Source organism: Methylobacterium oxalidis (assembly GCF_007992195.1).
Lineage (GTDB): Bacteria > Pseudomonadota > Alphaproteobacteria > Rhizobiales > Beijerinckiaceae > Methylobacterium > Methylobacterium oxalidis.
In genome coordinates, this window is sequence record NZ_BJZU01000064.1 from 52454 (window position 1) to 72066 (window position 19613).

The following is a 19613-nucleotide window of genomic DNA, read 5'->3' on the forward strand; positions in this document are numbered from 1 at the left end:
GCCGACCATGCGCAGACACCGCCACGCCAAGATCGTCGCGACCGTCGGTCCCGCGAGTTCCTCGCCGGAGATGCTGAAGGCCCTGTTCGAGGCCGGGGTCGACACCTTCCGCCTCAACTTCAGCCACGGCGGCCGGGACGACCACGCCCGCGTCCACGCGGCGATCCGGGCGCTGGAGCGGGAGGCCGGCTGCCCGATCGGCATCCTGCAGGACCTGCAGGGTCCCAAGATCCGCCTCGGCACCCTGCGGGACGGCGGCTTCCGCCTCGAGGCCGGCGAGAGCGTCCGCTTCGTGCTCGAGGGCCAGGAGGGCGACCGCACCGCGATTCCCCTGCCGCATCCGGAGATCTTCCGGGCGGTGACGCCGGGCCAGGAGCTCCTGATCGACGACGGGCGCGTCCGCGTCCGGGTCACCGGCCTGTCGAGCGACGCGATCGACGCCGAGGTGGCGATCGGCGGCGCCGTCTCGAACCGCAAGGGCGTGAACCTGCCCGGCACCCTCCTCGAGATCTCGCCGCTGACGCGCAAGGACCGGGACGACCTCGCCTTCGGCCTCGAGCTCGGCGTCGACTGGGTGGCCCTCTCCTTCGTGCAGACGCCCGGCGACGTGCTGGAGGGGCGCGGCCTGATCGGCGACCGCGCCGGCCTGATGGTGAAAATCGAGAAGCCGCAGGCCCTCGACCGGATCGGCGACATCATCCGGCTCTCGGATTCGGTGATGGTCGCCCGCGGCGATCTCGGCGTCGAGATCCCGCCCGAGGACGTGCCGGGCCGCCAGAAGGAACTGATCCGGGCCTGCCGCGTCGCGGCCAAGCCCGTGATCGTGGCGACGCAGATGCTGGACTCGATGGTCGCCGCGCCGACCCCGACCCGCGCCGAGGCGTCCGACGTCGCCACCGCGATCTTCGACGGCGCCGACGCCGTGATGCTCTCGGCCGAATCGGCCACCGGGCGCTTCCCCGTCGAGACCGTCGGGATGATGGACCGCATCATCCGGCGCACCGAGGCGCACCGGCTCTACCCGTCCCTCGTCGCGGCCTCGGAGCCCGGCGACGAGGAGAGCCCGCCGCACGCGGTCGCCACCGCCGCCTCGGGCCTCGCCGAATCGATCCGGGCCTCGGCCATCGTCGCCTTCACGCTCAGCGGCACCACGGCGGCCCGCAGCGCCCGCCGCCGCTCCTGCGTGCCGATCCTCGCGATGACGCCCTCCGAGACCGTCTCGCGCCAGCTCTGCCTCCTCTGGGGGACGCAGAGCGTGCGCTCCGACGACATCGTCTCCTACGAGGAGATGGTGGACCACGCCGCCGAGCAGGCGGTGCGGCACGGCTACGCCACCGCGCACCAGCACATCGTCGTCGTCGCCGGCATCCCGTTCGGGCGCGCCGGCTCCACGAACAACCTGCGCGTGCTGGAGATTCCTTAGTCCCGGACCGTCCCGCTCTCCGGGCCCGCCGCCCGCGTGCGGAAGGCCCGCGCGGAGGCCGCCTCGGAGAGCGCGCCGACCACCGCACCCGCCACCACGTCCGCAGGGAAGTGCGAGCCGCGCAGGACCTGCATCGCCACGATGAAGGCCGTGCCCGCAGCGGCCGGCCCGCGCCACTCGGGGTGGGCGCGCGCGAGCGCCCGGGCGACCGCCACGGTCACCGCCACGTGGCCCGAAGGGAAGGATTGCCAGGAGCCCGCGTTCGGCCCGAGCCAGCCCCGCTCGTAGATCCCGTCGTCGATCAGCAGGTCCGGCCGGGTCCGATGGGTCAGGCGCTTGATCGTCGACTTGGCGAGGCTCGCGGCGAGATGGGCCGCGAGCATCCGGGCGCCGGTGCGCGCCGCTCCGCGGTTGCCCGCGAGCCGACCGTAGGCGAGAGCCCCTGCGGCGATCGCGAGAAGCGCCTGCTGGCTCCCGATCTCGCTGAAGGTCCCGAGGGCGCGCACGAGCGGCGCGTCCTTGCCCCGCGCGAGGCGCAGGGCGAGGGCGATGTCGACCCGTTCCGGGCGGGATAGACGGTCGATCGGGGCATCGCGGCCCGGTTCCTCCCTGCGCAGCATCGCCGACAACGCGCGGACCGGCTCCGGCGTTCAGGCGCGGCGCGCGCGCCGCTTCGACCGGGCTGTGTACAGGTACAGACAAGCGGATCGTTGAAAAGCGTATTGTGCGCAATCGATGCTTCCCGCGATCAGTCGAGGCTTCATCGCGAAAAGTTGAACAGTGGAGAGATGCTTGGTAACCCGGCATTCGTGGGGGAGGGGGGAGACCGTGCGACATCGAGCAGACGATCACGCGCCGGAATGCGCCGACGATCTTCTGAACCGGGCGGACGACGCGGTCGTCGTCGGCACCTGGGTCTGGCACGGGGGTGCCGGGGACCATGTGCTCGATGACGGTGCGGCCGACCTGCTGCTCGGGGACGCGTCGCTCGCGCAGACGCCGGTCAACCTCGATGCTGCGCTCGACCGCGTCCACGCGGAGGATCGCTGCGCCGTCTTCCGGCGGATCCGGCAGGCGGAGAACGAGGGCGGCCCCATCGTGTTGACCTACCGCGTCGAGACCGACGAGGGGGTGCGCTGGATCCTCGATCACGGCCGCATCTACGCCGCCACGGACGCCGCCCCGGCTCACGGGCACGGAATCCTGATCGACGTGACCCACCGGATGTGCGCGGGCGGCGAGGCGTCGGAGACGGACCGGGCGCCCCTGAGCCCCCTCGACCGGGCGGCCCGCCACGCCATCGCCGCGCGTCGGGCCATCGACGCGGACGGCACGCCCGTGCTGCGCCAGATGGTGGATCTCCTGATGTGGGAGATCGGTCGGGCCATCGCCCGCCGGATCGACCGGGCCCGCGGCCGCCTGAACTGAGGCCGTGGCGGTCGGCCCGCCGCTCAGTTGCGCTCGCCCTGGGGCACCGCCTCCGGCCCGATCTCCCGCGCGGTCGGGTGGTCCCGGAAGAAGCGGTTGAGCGCGCGGTCGAGTTCCGGGTTCGGCTTCTTCAGGCCGCGGATGAAGCGCGAGATGCGCGGCTGGTTGACGCCGAGCTCCCAGGCGAGCCGGGCCTGCGTCCAGCCCGACTGCTCCAGGAATTCGCTGACGGTGTGAGGTCGAACCGGCACGGTCCACTCCCACGGGATGGGGACGGACCGGAAAGCTAGGCGCGCGCCTTCCGACCTCCAAGATCCATCGTGTTTTAATCCCGCTCCGATCTTCACAAATTAGTGATCCTGGCCGGAACGCCGTGGGCGGACTTCGCGACAGCCTTAGCTACCCCGCACCTGATCCGCCTCGGAAGGACCAACCATGCGATCCCTCATCGTCAGCGCCGTGCTCGCCCTTCTCATCCCGGTCGCCGGGCACGCGCAGGACGCCGGTGATCCTGCGGCGGGCGAGAAGGCGTTCGCGCCCTGCAAGGCCTGCCACGCCTTCGACAAGAACGGCGTCGGCCCGAACCTGACCGGCGTGGTCGGCCGCAAGGCCGCGAGCCTGGAGGGCTACAACTACTCGCCGGCCCTCAAGAACTCCGGCCTGACCTGGGACCAGGCCAGCCTGCACGAGTGGCTGAAGAACCCGAAGGCCAAGGTGCCGGGCACCAAGATGGTCTTCGCGGGCATCCCGGACGACAAGAAGATCAACGACGTGATCGCCTACCTTTCGACCAAGAAGTAGGGGGACGCCCGCTGTCCGCACGGCATCCGACCATCACGTTTTCGAGCGTGATGGTCGGCGATCACCGTCTGCGCTCGCTCGCGGCGCTCACTCGAACAGCGCGACCTTCACGAGACGCTTGCCCCGCCATGTCACGGCGCAGGGCCGCGGCCTGAAATCCGGCGCCACCGCGAGGCTGAACCACTCCGGCAGGAGCCCGGGCAGGCTCGTCTCGATGAGGGCGCGGTGGCGGTTGATGATGACGGCCCGGCAGCCGTAGGCGCCGGGCTGGTTGCGCAGGATGATGCGGGCATCCCCCAGCGGCGAGGAGGCGTGGGGCAGGTCGTCGGGAGCTGTACGGATCGACATGGCATCGGCTCGGGCGTGTGTGGTCCGGGCGATGCTGGGGCCGGCAGGGTTCTGAGGTCCTTTCCGGATCCGGTCGAACTTTACGGACCGCCGGGGAAGCATCTTTCCGCCGGCGGGAGGAACAGGCAGACGCTCCGCCCTCAGTGCGAGAGAATCTTCGACAGGAACTGCTGTGCCCGGGGCGAGCGCGGCTGCCCGAAGAAGTCGTCCTTCGTCGCGTCCTCGACGATCTCGCCGCGATCCATGAAGATGACCCGGTCCGCGACCTTGCGGGCGAAGCCCATCTCGTGGGTGACGACCATCATGGTCATGCCGTCGCGCGCGAGCTCCACCATCACGTCGAGCACCTCACCGACCATCTCCGGGTCGAGGGCGGAGGTCGGCTCGTCGAACAGCATCACGACCGGGTTCATGGCGAGCGCCCGCGCGATCGCCACACGCTGCTGCTGACCGCCCGAGAGCTGGCCCGGAAACTTCTCCGCGTGCGCCGACAGCCCGACCCGGGCGAGCAGGTCGAGGCCCCGCCGCTTGGCGTCCTCGCCGCTGCGGCCGAGAACCTTGCGCTGGGCGATGGTCAGGTTGTCGGTGATGGAGAGGTGGGGGAACAGCTCGAAGTGCTGGAACACCATGCCGACCCGCGAGCGCAGCTTCGGCAGGTTCGTGCTCCGGTCCTTCACCTTGGTGCCGTCGACGGAGATCTGCCCCTTCTGGAAGGGCTCGAGCGCGTTCACGCACTTGATCAGGGTCGACTTGCCGGAGCCCGACGGTCCGCAGACCACGACCACCTCGCCCTTGGAGACCCGCGTCGTGCAGTCGGTCAGCACCTGGAAGGCGCCGTACCACTTGCTGACGCCGTCGATCGCGATCATCGGCTCGCCGGAGGCCGCCTTGCTCGGCGGGATCAGCGGCCCCTTGGCGAGGCCCTCGTCCGCGAGCGCCGGGTCGGGTCCCGAATGGGGCTCGGGCGCGTCCGGTGCCGGAATCGGGGTGGATGTCATCGCGGACCCTCGGCGCGGCTCTAGCGGACGATCGCGACGCGGCTGTGCAGCCGGCGGACCAGGGCGGAGGCCATGAAGCATATCAGGAAGTAGACCACGGCCGCGAACAGGTACATCTCGACGAGCCGCCCGTCGCGCTGGGCGACCTTCGAGGCGGCGCCGAGGAAATCGGTGAGCGAGAGCACGTAGACGAGCGAGGTGTCCTGGAACAGGATGATCGTCTGCGTCAGCAGGAGCGGCATCATGTTGCGGAACGCCTGCGGCAGCACCACCGTGCGCATCACCTGCGCCCGGGTCATCCCGAGGGCGAGCGCCGCCGCCGTCTGCCCCTTCGGGATCGACTGTATGCCCGCCCGCATGATCTCGGCGAAGAAGGCCGCCTCGAACATCGTGAAGGTGATCAGCGCCGAGGCGAAGGCGCCGACCTGGATCGGCGTCGGCGAGCCCGTGGCCCAGGCCCCGATATACGGCACGAGGAAGTAGAACCAGAAGATCACGAGCACGAGCGGCAGCGAGCGCATCAGCTCCACGTAGCCCTTGGCGAGATGCCAGACGCCGGGGATCCCGGACAGGCGCAGGATCGCCAGAAGGGTGCCGAGCACCACGCCCATCGTGGCGGCCAGGGCGGTCAGCGTCACGGTGAAGACCATGCCCTGCCCGAACAGGTAGGGCAGGGAGGAGACGATGACGCCGAGGTCGAGATTGGCCAACATCAGCGCTGCCCCGGAATGCTGAGGCTGCGCTCCAGGAGCGTCGCCGCCACGATCACCACGACGTTGATCATCACGTAGAGGATCGTCGCGGCGGTGAACGCCTCGAAGACCTGGAACGAGAATTCCTGCATCGAGCGGGCGCGGGCGGTGAGTTCGAGGAGTCCGATCGTCAGCGCCACCGACGTGTTCTTGAGGTTGTTCAGGAATTCCGAGGTCATCGGCGGCAGGATGATCCGGTAGGCGTTCGGCAGAAGCACGTAGCGGTAGGTCTGCGCCACCGTGAACCCCATCGCGGTGCCGGCGAGCCGCTGCCCGCGCGGCAGAGCCTGGATGCCGGCCCGCACCTGCTCGGCCACGCGCGCGGCGGTGAAGAAGCCGAGGCAGATCACCGCCGTGTAGAAGGGGGCGTTCGGCAGCTGCTTGATCCGGGAGCCGAGCTCGGCCGGCAGCAATTCCGGCAGCACGAAGTACCAGAGGAACATCTGCACGAGCAGCGGCACGTTCCGGAACAGCTCGACGTAGGCGGTGCCGACCGCCTGCGCCGCCCGCGAGGGCAGGGTGCGCATCACGCCGATGATCGAGCCGAGGCAGAAGGCGATCACCCAGGAGGCGAGCGCCGTCAGGATCGTCCAGAGGAGGCCCGAGAGCAGCATGTCGGCGTAGGTGCCGGCTCCCTCGGGCGAGGGCTCGAAGAAGATGCCCCAGTTCCAGTTGTAGTTCATGTCCGGCGGCCCCCCGCGCCCGGCCCGCTCAGTAGGCGGCCGGGTCCGGGCTGTCGCTCGGGTTGGCGAAGGCTTTCTGCATCGCCTCGCTCATCGGCAGCTTCAGGTTGATGCCGCGCGGCGGGATCGGCTGCGTGAACCACTTCTCGTAGAGGGCCTTGCCCTCCGGGCTCTTGTAGAGGGCGGCGGTGGCCGCGTCCGCCACGGCCTTGAAGGGCGCGTCGTCCTTGCGCAGCATGATGCCGTAGGGCTCGGGCTTCGAGAGCGCCTCGCTGGAGATCGCGTATCCGTCGGGGTTCTTCGAGCCGGCGACGAGGGAGGCGAGCAGCACGTCGTCCATCACGAAGGCGTCGGCACGGCCGGTCTCGACCATCAGGAAGGCTTCCGCGTGGTCCTTGGCCGGCAGGATGGTCAGGCCCATCGAGCGGGCGGCGTTCGCCTCGTTGATCTGGCGGATGTTGGTGGTGCCGGAGGTCGAGACCACCGTGCGGCCCTTCAGGTCGTCGAACTTGTCGAGCTTCTTGTCCTTGCGGGCCACGAAGCGGGTGGCGGTGAGGAAGTGGGTGTTGGTGAAGGCGGCCTGCTTCTGGCGGTCGGCGTTGTTGGTGGTTGAGCCGCACTCGAGGTCGATCGTGCCATTGGCGATGAGCGGGATGCGCGTCGCCGAGGTGACGGGCACGAGCTTCACGTCGAGCTTGTCGAGCTTGAGGTGCTGCTTCACCGCGTCGGCGATCTTGAAGCAGATCTCGGTGGCGTAGCCGACCGGCTTCTGGTTGCCGTCGAGGTAGGAGAAGGGCACCGACGAGTCCCGGTGCCCGATCGTGATGGCGCCGGAATCCTTCACCTTCTTGAGCGTGCCCGTCAGGTCCTGCGCGCCGGCCGGCGCGCCGGCGAGGAAGGCGGCGAGGGCGGCGAGCAGGAGCGTGTCCGGGAGCGTGACTCTGAGGCCCATGGAATCCTTCCTGAGGCTGAGCGGGTCGGCTGGCGCGAGGTTAGGCTTTCAGGCGTTGCCGGGGCAAGCGACGTGCCGGACCCGCCGGGCGCCGCACACAACATCGCGGCCCGCGCGACCTGCTCCGGTTCGAAAGCAGCCGCCTCAGAAGTCTCGCTGGACGCGCATGCGGATCTGAGTCGCGTCGTAGCGGGTCACCGTGAAGGCGGGCAGGCCGTTCACGGTGATCGGCCGCGTCTGGTCGGCGACGCGCCCGCTCAGGACCGAGGTGCCGATATACGTGCCCTCGACGCCGATATCGAGGTCCTTCACCGGCGACCAGATCAGGCTCACGCCCGCGATGACCTGGGCGTTGTCGCGCAGCACAGGGCTCACGGCGAAGCCGGCCGGGTTGGTGAAGGCGTTGGGCGGGGTGGCGCCCCCGACGAGGCCGTTGAGCAGGCTGAACGCCTCGCGCGTGCCGCGCTTGTAGTTCACCTCGCCGTAGCTGCCGAAGAAGGCCGAGCGCCATTCCGGCGCCCAGTAGTGGAGGAAGGAGCCGACCACCGTGAAGCTCGTCGAGAGCTCGAGCTTGCCGGTGATCGGGTTGATCACGGCGTCCGAGACGTATTGCTGGAAGGAGGCACCCTGCACCGGCGTCAGGTTGCTGAGGTAGCTGCCGGTCAGGTAGGTGTAGCCCGTGTAGAGGATGCTGCCCTCGCCGTAGGCGCCCTGCAGGTAGAAGCCGTCGCCGGGCGCGATCATCGGCAGGTTGACCTTGATGCCCCCCTGCACCGCCCAGCCGTAATCCGTCTGCGCACCCGAGCGGATGCCCCGGGCCGCGAGGAGGGCGCCGGCCGCCGCATTCGAGATCACGGCGCCGCCCGTGCCGAAGGCCGAGCCCCCGATGAAGCCGCCGGTGTTCACGTCCTTGATGGCGCCCGAGATCTGGGCCGAGCCCCAGGAGGCGTCGTAGCGGAGCGCCGCCACGAAATCGGGCATGCGCGAGCGCTGCACGGCGTCGAGGAAGGTGATGCCGGTGGCGTTGACGCCGTTCGTCGTGAGGATGACCGGCGTCGGCGCCGTGGTGCCGACCACGAACTGCGAGGGCAGGCCGGCCGCCGCGGCCGCCGATGCCACGGCCGCCGAGTAGACCGGCTGCTTGCGGAACATCGGGTCTTCCATCGAGAGCGTGAAGGTCAAGCCCTCGCCGATCTTCGCCGTGTAGGCGAGCAGGTTGGTCGACGCGATGTCGGAGCCGCCGGTGGACCCGATCAGCTCGTAGTCGTGCGCGTAGAAGTCGAAGAACGAGGAGGCGCGGCCCGCTGTGAGTCCGGCGAACTGCACGAAGGCCTTGTCGGCCACCACGAAGTTCTGGACGCGGCCGAACGTGTCCTGGCCGAAGGCCGGGAAGGCGTTGGCGATGCGCTGCTGCGTGCCCGAGGCGAGCAGGGTGCCGGTCCGGCTCGCGAGCTCCGCCCGCACGAACGCGCGCAGCGTCCCGTAGCCGGTCTGGGTGCGCGCATCGAGGCTCAGGCGCAGGAGGCCGCGGGACTGGTACTCGTCACCCTGGCTCTGGGCCCGGTTCGGGTTCGGGATGGTGCCGGCCTCGAAGCGGGCGCGGCCCGAGATCCGCAGGCAGGTCTCGGTGCCCGGGATGTAGAAGAAGCCCGCGCCGTAGGCGGTGCAGACGCGGACGAACTCGACGGGAACGGCCTTCTTGACCGGGAGATCGGCGGCTCCCGCACCGGCCGTCCCCGCGATGCTCGCCGCCGTGCACAGCAGCGCCGACCGAATTCTGATCATACCGGGCCCCCGACGCCGCATCTCTCGCGCGACCGCTTCGTCTCGCGATTGCTGCATGATTCCTGTGCGCTGTGGTTGTTGTGCATGCACGACAACATCCCACGACTTGGAGGTAATTCGAACGATAAGACGGAGCGGCGACAAGACATTTCCAACGTTTCGGTCGGGATTGAAGGCAGCTCTCCGACGTGTGTGTCCTTTCTGCATCTTGGCCGGGCGGCGCCGGCGTCGTTTCCGAGCTTTGACGACGGATGCCCCTCGTGAGCGTCGTCCGGCATGAAGCGGCCAAGCCGGGCAAGTCAATGACACCGACCTGATCACGGTCTCGTGAGTTGGCGCGCCGGAACCACCGATTTCCCGTGACGATCGCCCCCCGGGCGTCAAGTTTGACTGGGGCTAGGGACGCGCGTGGCGCTTGTTCGCGGCACGCTTCCTGCTCAACAATTCGGAACGGCGGAGCCGCCGAAGGTGCCGAGGAGACGCCCGTGCGCGGCAATCGTCTGACCACCCTGATCTTCATCGGCATGCTGCTCGGAATCGGCGTCGGCTACGCCTGCAGCATCATGTGGCCGGACCCGCAGACCGCGAAGGAGATCTCGGGCTACATCTCGCTGATCAGCGACGTCTTCCTGCGCCTGATCAAGATGATCATCGCGCCGCTCGTGTTCTCGACGCTCGTGGTCGGCATCGCCCACATGGGCGACACCGCCTCCGTGGGACGGGTCGGCGGGAAGGCGCTGGTCTGGTTCGTGGGCGCCTCGTTCTGCTCGCTGGCTCTCGGGCTCGTCCTCGTCAACCTGATGCAGCCGGGCCAGAACCTGAACCTGCCGCTGCCCGACACAGGGGCCGGGACCGGGCTCAAGACGGCCTCGCTCTCGCTCAAGGACTTCGTCACGCACCTCGTGCCGAAGAGCGCCGTCGAGGCGATGGCCAACAACGAGATCCTGCAGATCGTGGTGTTCTCGATCTTCTTCGGCGTGGCGCTCGCCGCCCTCGGCGAGAAGGGCAAGCTCTTGGCGCAGGGCATCGAGGGGCTCGCCGACGTGATGCTGAAGGTCACGGGCTACGTGATGATGCTCGCGCCCGTCGCCGTGTTCGCGGCCATCGCCGCGACCATCACGACGCAGGGCATCGGCGTCCTCGTCACCTACGGCAAGTTCCTGATCGAGTTCTACCTCAGCCTCTCGGTGCTGTGGTGCCTGCTCCTGTTCGCCGGCTTCCTCCTCGTGGGAAGCGGGGGCATCACCCGGCTTCTCGCCCTGATCCGCGAGCCCTTCGTCCTCGCCTTCTCCACGGCCTCGAGCGAGGCGGCCTACCCGAAGACCCTGAACAACCTCGAGCAGTTCGGAGTGCCGAACCGGATCACATCCTTCGTTCTGCCGATGGGCTACTCGTTCAACCTCGACGGCTCGATGATGTACTGCACCTTCGCGGTGATGTTCATCGCGCAGGCCTACGGCATCCCGCTCACCTGGGGGCAGCAGCTCACGATGCTGGGGCTCCTGATGGTCACCTCGAAGGGCATGGCGGGCGTGCCCCGCGCCTCGCTCGTGGTGATCTCGGCGACGCTCTCGCACTTCAACATCCCCGAGGCCGGCCTCCTGCTGATCATCGGCATCGACCAGTTCCTCGACATGGGCCGCTCGGCGACGAACGTGCTCGGCAACAGCGTGGCCACGGTCGCGGTCGCCAAGTGGGAGGGGCAGCTCGCCGACACCGACCAGCGGCTCGACCGGGACGTCAACCCGCTGCCCTCGCCCGCAGAGTGAGCGCCGGGAGACGCACGATGCCGAGCCGATCCGCCCTCGCGTTCGTCCTCGCCGCCGTGTCGTTCGCCTTCAGCGCCGCGCCGGTTGCCGCGATCGAGGTTCTGACCGGAACCCTCAGGAAAGCGGCCGAGACCGGCGAGGTCGTGGTCGGCTACCGGGCGGGCTCCGTGCCGTTCTCCTACGTCGAGAAGGCAGGCCGGCCGATCGGCTACGCGATCGACCTGTGCCAGGAGATCGTGGACGACATCGCCAGGGCTACGGGGCGAACGGCGCTGCGCATCCGCTACGAGCCGGTCACCTCCGAGAGCCGCATCCCCGCCGTCACGTCGGGCAGGGTCGATCTTGAGTGCGGCTCGACGACGACGAACGCCGAGCGCCGCAGGAGCGTCGCCTTCTCGCCCATCACCTTCATCAGCGCGACGAAGCTGCTCGTGAAGCGGGACTCCGGAATCCGCTCCTATCGCGACCTCGGCGGCCGCAAGGTCGTGGTGACCGCGGGCACGACGAACGGGCCGGCCGTGCGGGAAATGCTGGCGAAGTCCAACATCCAGGCCGAGGTTCTGACCGGCCGGGACCACGCGGAATCGTTCGCGATGGTGAAGGACGGGCGCGCCGACGCCTTCGCCACCGACGACGTGCTGCTCTACGGCCTGAAGGCGGCCGAGGGCAGCGCGGGCGCCGACTACACGGTGCTGCCGGAGAAGCTCTCCTTCGAGCCCTACGCGATCATGTTCCGGCGGGACGACCCGGACCTTGCCGCTCTCGTCAGCGACACCTTCCGGCGGCTCGCCGCCTCGCGGGAGCTCCGCTGGACCTACGACAAGTGGTTCCTGAAGCGCCTGCCGAACGGCGAGCGCTTGGACATCCCGATGTCCGAGGACCTGAGGACCGGCTTCCTCGCGATGGGCCTGCCGGACTGAACCTCCGTGCGCGTATCCGGCGAGAAGGGCACAGGAAGAGATCGGCGTGAGCGGGTCGGGGGGGCATGGATGCTCTCGTTCCCGACCACCTCCACCTCGCCGTGATCACGCTCGCCTGCGCCCTCTTCGGCCGAGCACAGGCCGAACCGCTTCGCCCCTGACTCAGGCAGAGAAGTGCCGGGAGCGCATCTCTCCCCCTGTGTGGCGACGCTTCCGCTCCTGCCGCCCGCGGGCTGCTACCCGCACCCAGCCTTCACTGTCCGGCATCCCGGTCCCGTGCTGCAGAACTTCGTGGCGTTGCCGATCGCCGCGTCCGAGCTTGGACCAACACCGACACCGTAGGTCTGATCGCCCTTGACGTAGGCGAAGCAGCGAGCAGCCTGGACGACCTCGATGTGACACCCGGGTGCGCCGCAGCCACTCAGCGCGGTCTCCCGCGCCGCATCAGCTGACGACTTCCCGTAGGCGTAGCCGAAGGCGCCGTGGCCGTTCGTTGCGACGGCGACCCAACCACTCTCCTGAGCGAAGACACCGGATCCGCCCATTGCCAGGATGGAAACTGCAGCCACCACGGCCAAGCGAGCGCGCTTCATCTGACCTCCTCACCGACTGTGATCGGAATGTTGGCGGTTACTTCCAGCCCGCCGGACATCAGTTTAAGTTCGGTCTCACTGCCAAAGCTGCACAACTGCGTGATGGCCGCCGTGTGCTCTTCGTACTGGCTCTCACGAATGCGAGAGGCGCCGCAATCGAACCTTATGGAGGTGTGAGCCACCCGGCCCGTTGACGGCCGGTCGCGATCGGCACGTCATCGACAACGGGCTCGTATTCTCCAGAACCTGGGACTGCGTCGACCGTGACCGGTGATGCGGCGCGATCACCCCCCGCAGCCGGCGGGAGCGAGGGCGTTCATGCCCTCTCGACCCGCTCACGCCAGACTCTGTCCCACGCTAAGATCCGGCCGGCCGGTCCGCCGAGGAGATGCGCATGGGTCATGAGGCGCCGCGGGACCGTCCGGTCCGGGTGCTGCTCACGGAGGGCAGCAGCACCTCCGCCCGCGAGGCGATCACCGCCCTCTCGCTCGCCGGCCACGCGGTCTCGTTCTGCGATCCGGAACCCGTCTGCCTCGGCCGCTTCTCGCGGCTCGTCGCGGGGCGGTATCGCTGCCCGCCGCTCGGCACCGACCCGCTCGGCTACCGCGCCTTCGTGCTCGATCTCCTCGCGACGGGCCGGTTCGACGTGCTGCTGCCGATCCACGAGCAGGGCTACCTGTTCGCGCGGATCGCCGGGGAGGTCCGGCGCCACGCCGCGCTCGCCCTGCCGAGCTTCGAGAGCTACGCCCGGATGCAGGGCAAGGCGGGCCTGCGGGGCCTCCTCGCCGAACTCGGGCTGCCGCATCCGCGCACCGAGGTCATCGAGGACCGGCGCGTCCTGGCCGGGCTCGACGCCTACCCGTACGTCCTGAAGACCGACCTCGGCACGGCGAGCCGGGGCACCTGGCTCGTGCGGGACGCCTCCGGCCACGCGCGCGCCCTGGAGGAGATCTCGGCTGCCGATCCGTCCGGCGGCGCGGTTCTGGTCCAAGACTGGGTCGAGGCGCCGCTGGAGCAGGCGCAGGCCGTGTTCCGGAACGGGAGACTCGTCGGCTTCCACGCGACACGCCGGCTGATCGAAGGGGCGGGCGGCGGCGCCGCCCTGAAGGAGAGCGTGCGCCGGCCGCGCGTGGCGGACGACATGTCACGCATCGGCGCGCACCTCGCCTGGCACGGCGCCCTCTCGCTCGACTACTTCATCGACCGCGAGGCGCCACTCTACATCGACGCCAACCCGCGCCTCGTGGAGCCGATGGCGGCCTGCCTCGCCGGGCTCAACCTCGCGGATCTCCTCGTGCGGGTCTCGCTCGGTGCGCCCGTGGACGAAGGCCCTGAGAGCCGCGCCGGCCTGCGCAGCCGCCTCGCGCTGCAGGCGCTCCTCGGCACGACCCTGCGTCACCCTTCGCGAAGGGCGCTTCTTCGGACCTGCCGGGATCTTCTGGCCCGGGAGGGAGCGTTCGCGGAGGCCGCGGAGGAGCTGAGCCCGGCCCGCCTCGACCCGCCGAGCGCCGTGCCGGTGATCGGCGCGGGCCTCGCCCTGTTCCTGCGCCCGCAACGGGCCGCCGCCCTGGCCCGGCGCGGCTGGGGGCGCCACCTCCTCACGCCCGAGGCCGCCCGCCTCATCGAGGGCCTTCGCTGAGCGGCCGAGGCGGCTCCGCGCGAAAAAGACCGACCGGGAATGTCACATCCGGCGGGCCCGTCTCGTCATGTGCGTGGAGCCTCCGCGGCGCGCGGCTGAGCGAGGAGACGAAGTGATGAAGATCGTGGTGATGGGCGGCAGCGGCCTGATCGGGACGAAGCTCATCGCGCGGCTCGAGCGCGACGGGCACAGCGTCGTGGCGGCCTCGCCGCGGACGGGCGTCGACGTGCTCACCGGGGAGGGCCTGGGCCGGGCCCTCGCCGGCGCCGAGATCGTGGTCGACGTGGCCAACAGCCCCTCGTTCGCGGACGCGGCCGTGCTGGACTTCTTCGAGCGCGCCAGCCGCAACCTGCTCGCCGCCGGAGCGGAGGCGGGCATCCGGCACCATGTCGCGCTCTCGGTCGTCGGCACGGAGCGGCTGCTCGCGAGCGGCTATTTCCGGGCGAAGATGGCGCAGGAGACGCTGATCCGGGCCGGCTCGATCCCGTACACGATCGTGCGCGCGACACAGTTCTTCGAGTTTCTCGGCGGCATCGCGCAGTCCTCCGCCGAGGGCCGGACCGTGCGCCTGACCCCGGCGCGGATCCAGCCCATGCTGTCGGACGACGTGGCGGCGGCGCTCGCGGAGATCGCGCTCGGCCCGCCCCTCAACGGCATGGTGGAGATCGCCGGACCGGAAGCCTTCCCCCTCGATGCGCTGGTCCGCCGCGTCCTCGCCGCCGCCGCGGACGAGCGCGAGGTCGTGACCGATCCGACGGCACCGTATTTCGGTGTCGTCCTGGAGGAGCGCTCCCTGCTTCCCGGCCCGGAAGCGCGCCTCGCCCCGACCGGCATCGGCACGTGGCTGAGCCGCGCCGGGCGCCCCTCGTGAGGCCGCCCGCCTCGCCGATTGCCCACAGAGGAGAGACCGATGATCGCGCACGCTGTCCGCCACCTCGCCCTGACGACGCTTCTCTGCACGGGGGCTTTCGCCCACGACGCCGGGACGGCGACCTCCCGCGAGGAGGCCAAGATCACCGTGGTGTTCGATGAGACGCTGCCCAACGTGCCCGGCAAGAGCATGAAGGGCGTGCTGGTCGAGTACGGTCCGGGCGGCGCCTCCCCGGCCCACACCCACCCGCCGAGCGCCTTCATCTACGCCACGGTGCTGCAGGGCGCGATCCGCAGCCGCGTCAACGACGGGCCGGAGAAGACCTACCGGGCCGGCGAGAGCTTCGCCGAGCGGCCGGGCGACCGCCACGCCGTCAGCGCGAACGCGAGCGAGACCGAGCCGGCCCGCCTGCTGGCTGTCTTCGTCGTGGACACGGCGGCGACCGATCTGACCACGCCGATCCGCTGAACGCCCTCGGACAGGAGAGACACCATGCACCCACGCGTCGAGAACCCCTACGCGCACGCGCCCGCCGCCATCAAGGCGATGATGGCGGTCGAGAGCAGCCTGCGTGCCGGCGTCCTGGAGCACGGCCTGCTGGAGCTCGTGAAGCTGCGCGCCTCGCAGATCAACGGATGCGCCTACTGCATCGCGATGCACGCGACGGCGGCCCGCAAGAGCGGCGAGACCGAGATGCGGCTCTACCTGCTCGACGCGTGGCGCGAGGCCGCCGTCTTCAGCGAGCGCGAGCGGGCGGCCCTGGCCTGGACCGAGGCGCTGACCCGGCTCGCCGAGACCGGCGCGCCCGATGACGCCTACTCGGCCTTGGCCGCGGCCTTCAGCGAGGCGGAGCAGGTGCAACTCACCCTCCAGATCGGCGCGATCAACCTGTGGAATCGGCTGCAGGTCGGATTGCGCGGCCGCCACGACGCGGATCCCTCGCGCGATGCGGCCTGATCCGGCCACCGACGCTTTCGAGGCGGAGCGGCCGCGGCTGCTCCGCCTCGCCTACCGCATGCTCGGTTCGGTCGCGGAGGCGGAAGACGTCGTCCAGAACGCGTGGCTGCGCTGGCGGGAGGCCGATCGGGCGTCGGTGCGAATACCCGCGGCCTTCCTGTCGCGGATCGTGACGCGCCTCTGCCTCGACGCGATGAAGACCGCCCGCGCCCGCCGCGAGACCTACGTCGGCACATGGCTCCCCGAGCCGCTGCTGGAGAGCGTCGAGGAGGAGGCGGTGGACAGCGATGACCTGACCCTGACCCTGATGCTGGCGCTGGAGCGGCTCTCGCCGCTGGAGCGGGCCGCCTTCCTCCTGCACGACGTCTTCGGGATGCCCCTCGGCGACGTCGCGGCGACGCTCGACCGGGACGCCGCCGCGATACGGCAGCTCGCCGTCCGGGCGCGCCGGCACGTCCAGGCCGACCGGCCGCGCTACCCCGTCGCGCCCCAACGGGGCGAGGCGATCGCCAGGGCCTTCTTCGACGCCTCGCGCGGCGGCGACGTCGCCGCCCTGCGCGCGATGCTGGCGGAGGACGCCGTGATGCGCTCCGACGGGGGCGGCAAGGTTCTGGCCTTCCTGAACCCGATTCATGGCGTCGATCGCATCCTGCGGCTGTTCTCCGGACTGGCGCGCAAGCACGGCGCCGCGCCGGCGACGTTCCTGCGGGCCGTCACCGTCGACGGGTTGCCCGGCTTCGCGAGCCTGGAGCGCGGCGGCGTGCTGCAGGTGACGGCGCTCGCCGTCGAGCAGGACCGGATCGTCGGGATCTACATCACCCGGAACCCGGACAAGCTCGGCCACGTCGCCGACCTGCTCGACCTGCCGGCGGCGCCGATGCCCGGCTGAGCGCGTCCGTACGACGCGCTCCCGGCGGTCAGATCTCGCTCAGGAACAGGAACACGCCCAGCAGGTATCCGCCGAGGTAGATGACGCCCAGGTATGCCATGATCTCGAGGCGCTGGATCAGCGTGCCGCACTCGTCGCGGATCAGCAACGTCCAGGCGCCGTCGAGCTCGCGAACCTCGCCGGTGACCCGAAGCTCCTGCAGCGCCGCCTCCGCGGCAACGACCGCGGCCTCGAGGTCGGACGCCTCGATGCCGCAGGGGTCGGAGATCACCGTCTCGCGGTTCACCAGATCGAAGTAGAAGCGCTGGGTCATGGGCCGCCTCCGCGATGCCGTCCGATGTCGAGGCCGCTGAACGTATGGGGTGCGTCGCACTTCCGAAGCTCGGGACGATGAAGACCGATCGGGCGGATCACCGAGCTTCGCGATCCACCCACAGCGTGCCTAGTCGGTCCTCGCACGCCCGGTTGCCTCGGCGAGGACGGCGAGAAGCTCGTCGGGGCTGGGCCGTTCCGGACCCGGGTCGGGGGGCGGATCCTTGCCGATCGCGAAGATCATCGCGCCGTTGGCACCCTTCTCCAGCGCAGAGCCCAGTGTCTCGACGGCCTTGCGCAGGGTGTAGACGTGGCCGCCCCAGGCCTCCGGCGGCGAGGTGAACCCGATGAGGATGGGTCCCTGGAAATGATTGCGGTAGGCCGCGTAGGCTTCGAGGGGGCGGTAGGTCGGTCCGGCGTCGTAGGCCATGATGCTGATGCCGTCGAGGAGCGCGCGCCGGGTGGGATCCCGCAGCAGCGGCAGGAAGGCGCCGTAGGTCGGGCCTCCGGTCGGCCCCGCCTCCCGCCACGCGCCCTCGCCGAAGGCGCCCGTGTTCGTCGCCGTGAGCCAGATCGCGATCGGGCGCGGCAGGGCGGAGCGCGCCGCCTCGACGACATCGAGCAGCAGCGCGTCGCTGTCGCAGGCCGTCCGGCCTGCACGGACCCGGCAGTTCGGCGCCCTCGGCTCGAAATCGAGATCGACCCCGTCGAGCCCGAAATCCTCGACGAAACGGCGGATGGAGCGCGCGTCGAATCCGGCCCAGTTCGCGTATTCCTCGCCGCCGATCGACACCATCACCCGGATGCCGGGGCGCCTCTCCTTCAGAGCCTGCAGCGACGCCTTGAGCACTGAGCCCGAATAGGGGACCTGTACTCCCGTTCCGGTGAGATCGAGGTTGCCGGCATAGGTCGCGTCCGGCCGCATGAACGCGAGCAGGACTTCGGTCACGCCGTCCGGAATCCGGACGAGACGGTCGTCGAGGCCGGACGCGGATTCCGCGTCGGCCGCCCAGGTCGCGTAGTAGGCGGCGAGCTGGACCGGTGGCCGCTCATGCGCCGCCGAGAGGGCAGACCCTGCCGTCACAGCGAGGGTGACCAGGACGGCGCACGCGGACCTGAGTTTCATTGCGAGGCGACCCGCGCGGCCGTGGCAGGGGTGATCTGCAGGACGTCGCCGGGTTCCAGGGTGCTATCGTCCTGCGCCGGCCGGCGCTTCATGCCCCACTGCGTCCGGTGCAGGATCGTGAGGTTCAGGTCCTTCCGGGTCGCTGCCTGACCTTCGAGAATGCCCGGAAGCTGGGCGAGCGCCGTGCTGACCGCCGCGCGCGTCAGCTCCTCCTCGTCGATCACGCTCTGCAGTTCCCGGATCTCGCGCTCCCGGTCCACCTCCGCCTCCACCGCGATCCGCAGGCGGTCGTGCAGGAGGTCGGAGATGCGGTGCTCGGTCTGCGCGATCACCGCCTTCGCGTCCTGGAACCGTTCCTTGGCGTCGCCGAGTTCGGTCAGGCTCGCGTAGTACGTGGCGTCGGTCGTCGCCCCGCGCTCGCGAAGCTTGACCACGTGGTCCATCCGAAGATTGCGGTCGCCGATGTTCGACTCGACCTGAGCGAGCTTGTTGCGCTGGATGGTCAACTCGGCCTGGTAGGACTGGATCGCGGCCTCGATCGCGCTCTCCTGCTTCTTGCGCTTGGACCGTTCGACCTGACGGTAGGTGTCGGCCTCCGTGAGGCGCGCCTTCGCCGAGGCCGGGCCGACGAGCTCGTACAGGCGCTTGGTGGCGGGCTTCGTCCCGTCGCGCTCGGCGACCAGGATGGAGGCACGGGCCAGCGAGCGCGTCAGGCGCTCGCTCGACTTGAGCAGCCGCTCCTTCTCACGGGCGGTGTCGAGGAGGCGCCACTGGTCCTGCGGGGCGGTCTCGACCGCGCCGGCGAGCGCGAGCGCGTGCAGGACGCTCATGCCGGGGATGTACTTGTAGGGGCCTGGCCGCGCGACCGGTCCGAGGACGTAGACGGGTTCCCGCTCCAGAAGCTGGATGCCGACCCGGACGGAACCGTTGAGCTTGCCACTGAGCGCGGAGGACAGGACGGTGTCGAGATCCTGGAAGGTCGTCCCGGCGACCGAGACGGATCCCGCCAGCGGCACGTAGATGTTCCCGTCCTCCTGGACGATGTACTCGCCCGACAATTCGGGCCGCTCGATCGCGGAGGCGACGATGTCGCGACGCCCCTCGCCCTCGCGCGTGTCGGGCTGCATCTGCTCGAACACGGTGATCTTCAGCTTGTCCCCGATGGCGTAGGCGGCCGGGCGGTTGATCTCCGCACTGGTCAGCCGCTCCACCTTCTGCGGCGCGGCGGAGATGGTGGGCTCGATCGCGTCCTCGGCCGATGCGGTCGTCGTCAGTCCCAGCACTGCGGTGCAGACTGCCGCCCGCATCATTCTCACGGCGGGCTTGGCCCGTGCCAGCTTGGCCTCGTTCATCGCTCCACTCCCTGT

22 protein-coding genes are annotated in these 19613 nt (G+C 70.0%); 10 read left to right on the forward strand and 12 right to left on the reverse strand.

The features are described 5' to 3' along the window. Positions 1-7: 7 nt before the first annotated feature. The gene (pyk, locus tag MOX02_RS16005) at positions 8-1423 is read left to right on the forward strand and encodes a pyruvate kinase (protein WP_147026791.1); all 1416 of its coding nucleotides are present in this window, start codon (positions 8-10) and stop codon (positions 1421-1423) included. On the opposite strand, the gene MOX02_RS16010 is transcribed toward pyk, so the two are convergent. Further along, on the reverse strand, positions 1420-2043 hold the full coding sequence (locus tag MOX02_RS16010; protein WP_147026792.1) for a phosphatase PAP2 family protein: 624 nt from the start codon (positions 2041-2043) through the stop codon (positions 1420-1422). The genes pyk and MOX02_RS16010 overlap by 4 nt on opposite strands. Before the next feature lie 208 nt (positions 2044-2251). On the opposite strand from MOX02_RS16010, the gene MOX02_RS16015 reads away from it, so the two are divergent. Continuing rightward, positions 2252-2851 (forward strand): PAS domain-containing protein, encoded by a 600-nt coding sequence (locus tag MOX02_RS16015; protein WP_147026793.1) that lies wholly within the window; start codon positions 2252-2254, stop codon positions 2849-2851. 23 nt (positions 2852-2874) lie between these two features. On the opposite strand, the gene MOX02_RS16020 is transcribed toward MOX02_RS16015, so the two are convergent. Then, positions 2875-3102: a helix-turn-helix domain-containing protein gene (locus MOX02_RS16020; RefSeq protein WP_170267887.1), complete on the reverse strand. Its 228-nt coding sequence runs from the start codon at positions 3100-3102 to the stop codon at positions 2875-2877. Positions 3103-3286: 184 nt separating this feature from the next. On the opposite strand from MOX02_RS16020, the gene MOX02_RS16025 reads away from it, so the two are divergent. Next, complete coding sequence (locus MOX02_RS16025) at positions 3287-3652, forward strand: c-type cytochrome (RefSeq protein WP_147026796.1); 366 nt, start codon at positions 3287-3289, stop codon at positions 3650-3652. Between the two features lie 87 nt (positions 3653-3739). Here the strand turns inward: MOX02_RS16025 and MOX02_RS16030 are convergent, their stop codons facing one another. The 6 genes from MOX02_RS16030 to MOX02_RS16055 all read right to left on the reverse strand — a co-directional run bounded on the left by MOX02_RS16030 (position 3740) and on the right by MOX02_RS16055 (position 9170). Then, positions 3740-4000 (reverse strand): hypothetical protein, encoded by a 261-nt coding sequence (locus MOX02_RS16030; protein WP_147026797.1) that lies wholly within the window; start codon positions 3998-4000, stop codon positions 3740-3742. A 140-nt stretch (positions 4001-4140) separates the two neighbouring features. Continuing rightward, positions 4141-4869 (reverse strand): amino acid ABC transporter ATP-binding protein, encoded by a 729-nt coding sequence (locus MOX02_RS16035; RefSeq protein WP_174804936.1) that lies wholly within the window; start codon positions 4867-4869, stop codon positions 4141-4143. A gap of 149 nt (positions 4870-5018) precedes the next feature. Continuing rightward, the gene (locus tag MOX02_RS16040; RefSeq protein WP_147026800.1) at positions 5019-5711 is read right to left on the reverse strand and encodes an amino acid ABC transporter permease; all 693 of its coding nucleotides are present in this window, start codon (positions 5709-5711) and stop codon (positions 5019-5021) included. After that, positions 5711-6433: an amino acid ABC transporter permease gene (locus MOX02_RS16045; RefSeq protein WP_147026801.1), complete on the reverse strand. Its 723-nt coding sequence runs from the start codon at positions 6431-6433 to the stop codon at positions 5711-5713. The genes MOX02_RS16040 and MOX02_RS16045 overlap by 1 nt, the downstream gene beginning before the upstream one ends. Positions 6434-6461: 28 nt before the next feature. Next, complete coding sequence (locus MOX02_RS16050) at positions 6462-7385, reverse strand: amino acid ABC transporter substrate-binding protein (protein WP_147026802.1); 924 nt, start codon at positions 7383-7385, stop codon at positions 6462-6464. A 144-nt stretch (positions 7386-7529) separates the two neighbouring features. Next, positions 7530-9170, reverse strand: coding sequence for a porin (locus tag MOX02_RS16055; protein WP_147026803.1), 1641 nt, complete (start codon positions 9168-9170; stop codon positions 7530-7532). Positions 9171-9655: 485 nt separating this feature from the next. Between MOX02_RS16055 and MOX02_RS16060 the strand changes: the two genes are divergently transcribed. Together MOX02_RS16060 and MOX02_RS16065 are read left to right on the forward strand one after the other, a co-directional pair. Then, positions 9656-10939, forward strand: a complete 1284-nt coding sequence (locus tag MOX02_RS16060; RefSeq protein ID WP_147026804.1) for a dicarboxylate/amino acid:cation symporter — start codon at positions 9656-9658, stop codon at positions 10937-10939. A 17-nt stretch (positions 10940-10956) separates the two neighbouring features. Further along, a complete protein-coding gene (locus MOX02_RS16065; RefSeq protein ID WP_147026805.1) occupies positions 10957-11859 on the forward strand; it encodes an amino acid ABC transporter substrate-binding protein in 903 nt (300 codons plus the stop codon). Positions 11860-12095: 236 nt separating this feature from the next. Here the strand turns inward: MOX02_RS16065 and MOX02_RS16070 are convergent, their stop codons facing one another. Next, a complete protein-coding gene (locus MOX02_RS16070; protein ID WP_147026806.1) occupies positions 12096-12452 on the reverse strand; it encodes a DUF4189 domain-containing protein in 357 nt (118 codons plus the stop codon). A gap of 394 nt (positions 12453-12846) precedes the next feature. Between MOX02_RS16070 and MOX02_RS16075 the strand changes: the two genes are divergently transcribed. The 5 genes from MOX02_RS16075 to MOX02_RS16095 all read left to right on the forward strand — a co-directional run bounded on the left by MOX02_RS16075 (position 12847) and on the right by MOX02_RS16095 (position 16808). Beyond that, positions 12847-14091, forward strand: a complete 1245-nt coding sequence (locus MOX02_RS16075; RefSeq protein WP_147026807.1) for an ATP-grasp domain-containing protein — start codon at positions 12847-12849, stop codon at positions 14089-14091. A gap of 115 nt (positions 14092-14206) precedes the next feature. Further along, a complete protein-coding gene (locus MOX02_RS16080; protein ID WP_147026808.1) occupies positions 14207-14962 on the forward strand; it encodes an SDR family oxidoreductase in 756 nt (251 codons plus the stop codon). Between the two features lie 39 nt (positions 14963-15001). Next, positions 15002-15430: a cupin domain-containing protein gene (locus MOX02_RS16085; RefSeq protein ID WP_147026809.1), complete on the forward strand. Its 429-nt coding sequence runs from the start codon at positions 15002-15004 to the stop codon at positions 15428-15430. Positions 15431-15454: 24 nt separating this feature from the next. Then, the gene (locus MOX02_RS16090; RefSeq protein WP_147026810.1) at positions 15455-15919 is read left to right on the forward strand and encodes a carboxymuconolactone decarboxylase family protein; all 465 of its coding nucleotides are present in this window, start codon (positions 15455-15457) and stop codon (positions 15917-15919) included. Next, positions 15909-16808 carry a sigma-70 family RNA polymerase sigma factor gene (locus tag MOX02_RS16095; RefSeq protein WP_147026811.1) on the forward strand — a complete coding sequence of 300 codons (900 nt, stop codon included), beginning with the start codon at positions 15909-15911 and terminating at the stop codon, positions 16806-16808. The genes MOX02_RS16090 and MOX02_RS16095 overlap by 11 nt, the downstream gene beginning before the upstream one ends. Positions 16809-16836: 28 nt before the next feature. Here MOX02_RS16095 and MOX02_RS16100 read toward each other — a convergent pair whose 3' ends face one another. The 3 genes from MOX02_RS16100 to MOX02_RS16110 all read right to left on the reverse strand — a co-directional run bounded on the left by MOX02_RS16100 (position 16837) and on the right by MOX02_RS16110 (position 19598). Further along, positions 16837-17121, reverse strand: a complete 285-nt coding sequence (locus MOX02_RS16100) for a DUF6894 family protein (RefSeq protein ID WP_147026813.1) — start codon at positions 17119-17121, stop codon at positions 16837-16839. 129 nt (positions 17122-17250) lie between these two features. Further along, positions 17251-18204 carry a glycoside hydrolase family 18 protein gene (locus tag MOX02_RS16105; RefSeq protein WP_170267888.1) on the reverse strand — a complete coding sequence of 318 codons (954 nt, stop codon included), beginning with the start codon at positions 18202-18204 and terminating at the stop codon, positions 17251-17253. 38 nt (positions 18205-18242) lie between these two features. Then, positions 18243-19598: a polysaccharide biosynthesis/export family protein gene (locus MOX02_RS16110; RefSeq protein ID WP_170267889.1), complete on the reverse strand. Its 1356-nt coding sequence runs from the start codon at positions 19596-19598 to the stop codon at positions 18243-18245. Between the last annotated feature and the right edge of the window lie 15 nt (positions 19599-19613).

Bases quoted from the DNA above. Each gene is read 5' to 3' on its own strand.
- pyk (WP_147026791.1), top strand. From the start codon at position 8: ATGCGCAGACACCGCCACGCCAAGATCGTCGCGACCGTCGGTCCCGCG.
- MOX02_RS16010 (WP_147026792.1), bottom strand. From the start codon at position 2,043: ATGCTGCGCAGGGAGGAACCGGGCCGCGATGCCCCGATCGACCGTCTA.
- MOX02_RS16025 (WP_147026796.1), top strand. From the start codon at position 3,287: ATGCGATCCCTCATCGTCAGCGCCGTGCTCGCCCTTCTCATCCCGGTC.
- MOX02_RS16030 (WP_147026797.1), bottom strand. From the start codon at position 4,000: ATGTCGATCCGTACAGCTCCCGACGACCTGCCCCACGCCTCCTCGCCG.
- MOX02_RS16035 (WP_174804936.1), bottom strand. From the start codon at position 4,869: ATGATCGCGATCGACGGCGTCAGCAAGTGGTACGGCGCCTTCCAGGTG.
- MOX02_RS16040 (WP_147026800.1), bottom strand. From the start codon at position 5,711: ATGTTGGCCAATCTCGACCTCGGCGTCATCGTCTCCTCCCTGCCCTAC.
- MOX02_RS16045 (WP_147026801.1), bottom strand. From the start codon at position 6,433: ATGAACTACAACTGGAACTGGGGCATCTTCTTCGAGCCCTCGCCCGAG.
- MOX02_RS16050 (WP_147026802.1), bottom strand. From the start codon at position 7,385: ATGGGCCTCAGAGTCACGCTCCCGGACACGCTCCTGCTCGCCGCCCTC.
- MOX02_RS16055 (WP_147026803.1), bottom strand. From the start codon at position 9,170: ATGATCAGAATTCGGTCGGCGCTGCTGTGCACGGCGGCGAGCATCGCG.
- MOX02_RS16065 (WP_147026805.1), top strand. From the start codon at position 10,957: ATGCCGAGCCGATCCGCCCTCGCGTTCGTCCTCGCCGCCGTGTCGTTC.
- MOX02_RS16070 (WP_147026806.1), bottom strand. From the start codon at position 12,452: ATGAAGCGCGCTCGCTTGGCCGTGGTGGCTGCAGTTTCCATCCTGGCA.
- MOX02_RS16075 (WP_147026807.1), top strand. From the start codon at position 12,847: ATGGGTCATGAGGCGCCGCGGGACCGTCCGGTCCGGGTGCTGCTCACG.
- MOX02_RS16080 (WP_147026808.1), top strand. From the start codon at position 14,207: ATGAAGATCGTGGTGATGGGCGGCAGCGGCCTGATCGGGACGAAGCTC.
- MOX02_RS16085 (WP_147026809.1), top strand. From the start codon at position 15,002: ATGATCGCGCACGCTGTCCGCCACCTCGCCCTGACGACGCTTCTCTGC.
- MOX02_RS16090 (WP_147026810.1), top strand. From the start codon at position 15,455: ATGCACCCACGCGTCGAGAACCCCTACGCGCACGCGCCCGCCGCCATC.
- MOX02_RS16095 (WP_147026811.1), top strand. From the start codon at position 15,909: ATGCGGCCTGATCCGGCCACCGACGCTTTCGAGGCGGAGCGGCCGCGG.
- MOX02_RS16100 (WP_147026813.1), bottom strand. From the start codon at position 17,121: ATGACCCAGCGCTTCTACTTCGATCTGGTGAACCGCGAGACGGTGATC.
- MOX02_RS16110 (WP_170267889.1), bottom strand. From the start codon at position 19,598: ATGAACGAGGCCAAGCTGGCACGGGCCAAGCCCGCCGTGAGAATGATG.